This window comes from Clostridia bacterium, from assembly GCA_014360065.1.
Lineage (GTDB): Bacteria > Bacillota > DSM-521 > Neomoorellales > JACIYF01 > JACIYF01.
Window position 1 is genome coordinate 1 of sequence record JACIYF010000132.1, and the last position, 6,362, is coordinate 6,362.

Here is a 6,362-nt window from a genome sequence, read left to right on the forward strand (position 1 = left end):
GATGGAATGTTATCAGGCCTACGCTGACTATGAGGATATGATGCGGCTGACCGAATATATGGTAGCCTACATAGCCCAGGAGGCGCTGGGCACTACCGCAGTCACTTATCAGGGGACAGTGATTAACCTTGATCCACCTTGGCCTCGGTTGACTATGCTAGAGGCAATCAAACAGTATACCGGGGTGGATTTTGGTGTGCTACGGGAATCTGCGGATGCTCGGGCAGCAGCCCAGAACCTGGGGGTGGAAATCCATCCCAGCTGGACTTGGGGCAAGATAGTGAATGAGGTGTTTGAGGAGAAGGTTGAGCCCCATTTGGTGCAGCCGGTTTTTATCAAGGATTATCCGCTGGAGATATCACCTTTGGCCAAAAAGAAGGCTGAAGATCCTAGGTTGACCTACCGGTTTGAGGCATTTATAGCTGCTAGGGAGACTGCCAATGCCTTTAGTGAACTCAACGATCCTTTGGATCAAAGAGAGAGATTCCTCGCTCAGGAGCGAGAGCGGCTAGCCGGAGATGATGAGGCTCATCGCTTGGACGAGGATTTCTTGCAGGCCCTCGAGTACGGGATGCCGCCGGCAGGGGGTTTAGGAATTGGCGTCGACAGGCTGGTGATGATCCTCACCGATTCTCCTTCCATCCGGGATGTGATCTTGTTTCCCACCTTAAGGCCGCGGGAGGAAGGAGAGTAATCAAACCGGGACCTCCTGGCTTTGCCGACATATATTGTTTAGTAGCCGGCCATGCCGGCGAATGGGTTGACCAGGAGGGATGTTTGTGCCCAGCGTTTACCTTTCTCCTTCCATCCAGCAGGCTAACTTGGGGGTTGGCGATTATGGCAACGAAGAGTACCGAATGAATATCATTGCTGATTTTATGGTGCCCCGCTTGCAAGCGCACGGACTCACCGTTTTTCGTAACCGTCCTTCCATGACTCTAGCGCAGGTAATAGCCGATTCCAACCAGAAGCGCGCCGACATTCACCTAGCTATTCACTCCAATGCCGCTTCTTCTCCCCAGGCTCAAGGGACTGAGGTCTGGTACTTTCCAGGAAGCGCACGTGGGAAAAAGCTTGCGGATGCCCTCTATCGGGAAATTGCGCCGCTCTCGCCCGGCCGAGATCGGGGGATCAAAGGCAGTTCTTCTTTAGCTGAACTTCGGAAAACCAGAGCTCCGGCCGCCATTGTTGAACTAGGCTTCCACACTAACCCCGAAGATGCTAAGTGGATTATGGAGCAGCCCCAGGCCATTGCTGAAGCCTTGGTGCGGGGGTTGGTTAGTTACTTTGGTCTGCCGTACCTGGCCCCTTCAGCGTCTCACCCCCAGCCGCCCCAAACTCCTGAGCCATCTCCAGAGCTAGGGCCATCCCCACAGCCATCCCAGCCGGAGCCGTCCCAACCGGTTGGGGGTCCCATATCTGCCAATAGTAGAGGTAGCCTAAGCATCAACTACATCGTGTTGCCATTGAATGGACCTATGCCCAACCAGCCGGGTGGTCTTTGGTATGGTGACGGTTACGAAGGGGAGGGCCTGTACGTTCACTTTCGGGACGGTTGGCATAAGATTAAAACCTAGGGGTAAGCTGGCGGATATGGTATAATCAGCCTAGGTGAGAAGATTGAGCGTCCACTCTCTTCGGGTGATGGGTATCGATCCGGGACTAGCCCACACTGGTTATGCGGTACTGGAGTTGCGCGACCGAAAGCCAGTGCTGGTCGAAGGTGGCATAATCCACACTGCTGCTCGGGACAGCATGGCTCACCGTCTTCAGGAGATTTATCGCGGGTTAATGGAAGCTATGGAGGAGTTTCGGCCGCACCGGGTAGCGATTGAGGCTGCCTTTGCTAATAGCCTGACCCCCAAAGCAGCGTTGTTGGTGGGACAAGTCCGGGCTATTTGCCTCTTGGCGGCTGCTCAAAAGTGCGTTCAACCTGATACCTATAGTCCGACCGAAGTGAAAAAGGCTTTAACCGGACGCGGCCGGGCCAGTAAGGCCCAAGTGCAGGGAATGGTGCGAGCAGCTCTCAATTGGCCGGAAGTGATTAAGCCCGACCACGTAGCTGATGCTTGCGCCCTGGCCCTTTGCTATCTTCAAAGGCAAAGAGATTTGGAGATAGGGTTATGATAGCTCGCATTTATGGACAGATTGAGGAGTTTATTCCCCGGGGGATTCTAGTCCGGGTAGGCGGCTTAGTATACGAGGTGCTTTTGGCTGCTTACCAGCGCCAACAGCTTCTCCAGTATTCCTTAGGGCAGGAGATTAAGCTCCATACTCTGGAATTCCTGGAGGGAGGCATGGCCGGAGCGCCGCTTAGGCCGGTAATAATTGGTTTCTTAAGTGAACAGGAGCTAGAGTTTTTTAAACTCTTGACTACAGTTAAGAATATGGGCCCAGCCCGGGCTTTGGAGGCGTTGACTTTGCCGGTGCCGGTAGTAGCTCGAGCTATTGAAGATAACGATATCAAGGTGCTAACCTCGCTAAGAAATGTGGGTGAAAAGGGTGCGAGGCAGATAGTGGCGGAATTGGCAGGCAAAGTTGCTGCCTTTGCTGCAGCTGCGTCTCCGAACGCAGACGGGGTGGATGTTAGCAAACCGGAGTCGCAGACGTCGACCGTAAGCGGGGAAGTGGTGGCTGAAGCTCAGGAAATTCTCGCTCGCTTGGGTTATTCGGCTACAGAAGCGAAAGGGATGATACAGAGAGCTCTAGCCAGCAATATTGGCTTTCGTTCGGCTGAAGAAATTATTGAGCACATTTACCGAAAGCCTAGCTAGGAGCTAAGCGTGGGGGGAAAAAGGTGCCACGGGAGCGGTTGGTAGACGGGCATCTGGCCCAAGAAGATACGGGCGAAGTAAGCTTGCGCCCCAGCAGCCTAAAGGAGTACATAGGCCAGCAGGAGTTGAAGCGACGGCTGGAGATTTCCCTTATGGCTGCTAAGGAGCGCGGCGAATCCCTTGACCATGTTTTGCTCTATGGCCCTCCCGGCTTGGGGAAGACTACTTTGGCCCACATAATCAGCCGCGAGATGCATACTAACATTATTTGCACCTCTGGTCCGGCTATCGAGAGGAGCGGGGATTTGTTGGGCATTCTCACCAACCTCGACGCGGGAGATATCCTTTTTATCGATGAGATTCACCGCTTGCCCCGGCCGGTGGAGGAATTCCTTTATCCGGCCATGGAGGATTTCCGGGTAGATTTTGTCATCGATAAGGGGGCATTTGCCAAAACCATCAAAATCAACCTCAAGCCTTTTACTTTGGTTGGAGCCACCACTCGGGCTGGCCTAATTTCGGCACCGCTAAGGGAACGTTTTGGCATTCTTCACCATTTGGACTTCTATCCGCCCAACGAATTAGAAATGATCGTAAACCGTTCTGCTCGCATCCTCGGGGTGGAGATCGAGAGGGAAGCAGCTGCCCGCATCGCATACTGTTCTCGGGGCACGCCCCGAATTGCCAATCGCCTTTTAAAACGGGTACGAGACTATGCTCAAGTTAAAGGGGACGGCCGGATAACCGCTGCCTTAGCTGCTGAAGCCTTGCAACTGGAAGGGATAGATGATCGGGGACTAGATGAGTTTGACCGGCGGCTCTTACGGACCATAATTGAAATCTATCAGGGGGGGCCAGTGGGAATTGAAGCCCTGGCGGCTACCCTCAACGAAGAAGTTGATATGCTTCGGGACATGGTAGAGCCTTTTTTGTTAAAAGCTGGCTTCTTGACGCGGACACCCAGTGGGCGGCGAGCTACGGAGATGGCCATTCAGCACTTAGGTTACGGTAGCGGTATCAAGCCCGCCCAACAGACCATTTGGTCCTAGTTTCCATGATTAAATTTGGAAGAAAGCTTACCATTTTCGGAGGAACGAAATCATAATACCGTCTTTTCCGGTTAATATGCCTTTAGGCGGGAAAAAATAGGGGTAAGAAGAGTTTGATTTCCCCAGGCTTATTGATCAAAATAAGGTCAAAGAAAGTCAAAAGGTAAGTTAAGGTCAGATATGGTGATTGAGGGGGGATTATATGGCCAGTCTGGCAGATCGGATTGAGCGCTACTTGAAAGAGCGGCTGGCGGAAAGCGAACAGGGGATAATTGAAATCCAGAGGCATTGCTTGGCCGACACCTTTGCTTGCGTCCCCTCCCAAATCAACTATGTGTTGGCTACCCGTTTTAGCCCCAAGCAGGGCTATTTGGTGGAGAGCCGTCGCGGCGGCGGGGGTTACGTGCGCATAGTTAGAATTCCCTTGGAGGGGGAGCGGGAGCTACGGCAGCTTATCGACCAAAGCTTGGGTCGAATGGTTTCGCAACAGGCGGGAGAAGGACTAATTGAAAGGTTGTGGGAAGAAGGCTTTCTCAGCCAAAGGGAACGGCTGCTGATGCGAGCAGTTATCAGGGCCGAAAGTTTGCCCCTACCCTTGCCGGAGCGAGACCTGGTGCGCGCCAGTATCCTTCGTTCCATGCTCTTAACTTTGTTGCGGGAGGATTTTTAGGATAAAAGTTTTGGGAAGGCGGGGTTGTTATGTTGTGTCAAGAGTGTGGTAAGCGCCCGGCTACGGTGCATATCACTCGGATCGTGAATGGCAAGCAATCGGACTTGGACCTCTGCGAAGAATGTGCCCGCCAGTACCAGCAGGAACTGGGCATCAAGTTTTGGCCCAATTTTTCTGTACCCCAGTTCTTGGCCAGCCTGTTGAGCCCAGATGTAAGTTGGGAAGGCAGTTCGGGAGCTGGGCACACAAAAACTGAGCGGCAATTAAGGTGCCAAGAATGCGGCCTGACTTATGAACAATTCCAGAAAACTGGGAGGCTAGGTTGTAGTAAGTGTTACCAATATTTCGGCGAGCAGCTACGCTCTCTGGTACGCCGCATTCATGGGCATACTCGCCATACCGGCAAGGTTCCAGCTCGAGGCGCTGATACCATCAAGGTCAAAAAGGATTTGGAGCGGCTCCGAGCTCTTTTGGCGGAACTGGTGGAGAAAGAAGAATTCGAAAGAGCTGCCCAAGTGCGAGATCAGATCCGGGCCTTGGAAGGGCGCCTTTAGGCCTTTAGGGGGTGAGGTTGTGGTTAGCGTTCACAGCAAATGGCTCGAGGGTTCAGGTCCCCATGCTGATATTGCCATTTCCAGCCGGGTACGTTTAGCTCGAAATCTGAGCGGATACCCTTTCCCCAGTTTGCTGTCAGGGCCAGGGGCGGCCCAGGTGGTAGACTCGATAGGGAAAGCCATACGCAGTCCAGGTGTGGTTAAAGCTGCCGGTATTCTGCATCTGGTGGAAATGGCCGATTTGCCTTTAATTGATCGGCAGGCGTTGGTGGAGAAACACCTAATCAGCCCCCAGCACGCTGCTGCTGATAGTAGGCACCAAGCGGTAGCCCTGCGGGACGATGAATCGGTCAGCATTATGATCAATGAGGAAGATCATATTCGCCTGCAGTGCTTGCTGCCAGCTTTGCAGTTGCACGAAGCTTGGCGAGCAGCTACGGCCATCGATGATGCTTTGGAAAAGGAGCTAAACTTTGCCTTTGATGAAAACTATGGCTATCTTACCGCTTGCCCCACCAACGTAGGCACAGGGCTAAGAGCATCAGTTATGGTGCACCTTCCAGCCTTGGTGATGACCAAAAAAGCCGATCCGGTATTGGGGGCTTTGACTCAGGTAGGATTAACGGTGCGGGGCCTATATGGTGAAGGCAGCCAGGCCACCGGTAACCTGTTCCAAATATCTAACCAGGTTACGTTGGGAGTGGATGAAGAAGAAGTACTGGCTCACTTGAGCAACGTCGCCAAGCAGATTATCGATCAGGAGCGCGAACTCAGGGAGAACATTCGGCGATCCCAAGGGGAGCGCCTGCGAGATCAGGTGGGCAGGGCTTATGGGTTGCTGCGGTATGCTCACGTCATAAGTACCGAAGAAGCCTTGTCGTTGCTTTCTCAAGTTCGTCTTGGCGTTGACCTCAAATTGATCGAGGGATTAGATGCTCGCCAGCTGAACCAGTTGTTGGTCCTAATTCAGCCTGCTTTTCTGCAGAAGGTCATGGGAAGAGAGATGACCGCTGAAGAACGAGATATAGAGAGAGCACGAATTATTCGGCAACATCTTGGCGGAAACTAGTTAAGATGCAATACCTGGTCAACTGTAACCCATTTGGCTCCACTGTGAGTTATTTAGTTAGTAGTACACAGGTGCATCCGAAAGAAGCATGAAAATGCCGAGGATGCTGGCGCAAGGCGACTTTGGGCGAGCCTCGCGAGACGTCGGCGAGACCGAGCCCGGAGGCGGGGCCGAGGACAGGACGTCCGAGGCCGGCCTCTTGAGACAGGAGGTCGAATTGGCCGGGAACCCCGCCGAAGGGCGAGG

The 6,362-nt window shown here is 53.3% G+C and carries 8 protein-coding genes; all 8 read left to right on the top strand.

Annotation, left to right across the window (positions count from 1 at the left end; translation table 11 throughout):
* The coding region (locus tag H5U02_13230; GenBank protein ID MBC7343384.1) for a lysine--tRNA ligase at positions 1-694 on the top strand (694 nt) is incomplete at its 5' end.
* 85 nt (positions 695-779) lie between these two features.
* The gene (locus tag H5U02_13235; GenBank protein MBC7343385.1) at positions 780-1,577 is read left to right on the top strand and encodes an N-acetylmuramoyl-L-alanine amidase; all 798 of its coding nucleotides are present in this window, start codon (positions 780-782) and stop codon (positions 1,575-1,577) included.
* 43 nt (positions 1,578-1,620) lie between these two features.
* Positions 1,621-2,127 carry a crossover junction endodeoxyribonuclease RuvC gene (gene ruvC, locus H5U02_13240; protein MBC7343386.1) on the top strand — a complete coding sequence of 169 codons (507 nt, stop codon included), beginning with the start codon at positions 1,621-1,623 and terminating at the stop codon, positions 2,125-2,127.
* Complete coding sequence (locus H5U02_13245) at positions 2,124-2,774, top strand: hypothetical protein (protein ID MBC7343387.1); 651 nt, start codon at positions 2,124-2,126, stop codon at positions 2,772-2,774. The genes ruvC and H5U02_13245 overlap by 4 nt, the downstream gene beginning before the upstream one ends.
* A gap of 23 nt (positions 2,775-2,797) precedes the next feature.
* On the top strand, positions 2,798-3,823 hold the full coding sequence (gene ruvB / locus H5U02_13250; protein ID MBC7343388.1) for a Holliday junction branch migration DNA helicase RuvB: 1,026 nt from the start codon (positions 2,798-2,800) through the stop codon (positions 3,821-3,823).
* A gap of 202 nt (positions 3,824-4,025) precedes the next feature.
* Positions 4,026-4,493: a CtsR family transcriptional regulator gene (locus H5U02_13255; protein ID MBC7343389.1), complete on the top strand. Its 468-nt coding sequence runs from the start codon at positions 4,026-4,028 to the stop codon at positions 4,491-4,493.
* 29 nt (positions 4,494-4,522) lie between these two features.
* Positions 4,523-5,047 (top strand): UvrB/UvrC motif-containing protein, encoded by a 525-nt coding sequence (locus H5U02_13260; protein MBC7343390.1) that lies wholly within the window; start codon positions 4,523-4,525, stop codon positions 5,045-5,047.
* Complete coding sequence (locus tag H5U02_13265; GenBank protein ID MBC7343391.1) at positions 5,016-6,116, top strand: protein arginine kinase; 1,101 nt, start codon at positions 5,016-5,018, stop codon at positions 6,114-6,116. The genes H5U02_13260 and H5U02_13265 overlap by 32 nt, the downstream gene beginning before the upstream one ends.
* The last annotated feature ends 246 nt before the right edge of the window (positions 6,117-6,362 follow it).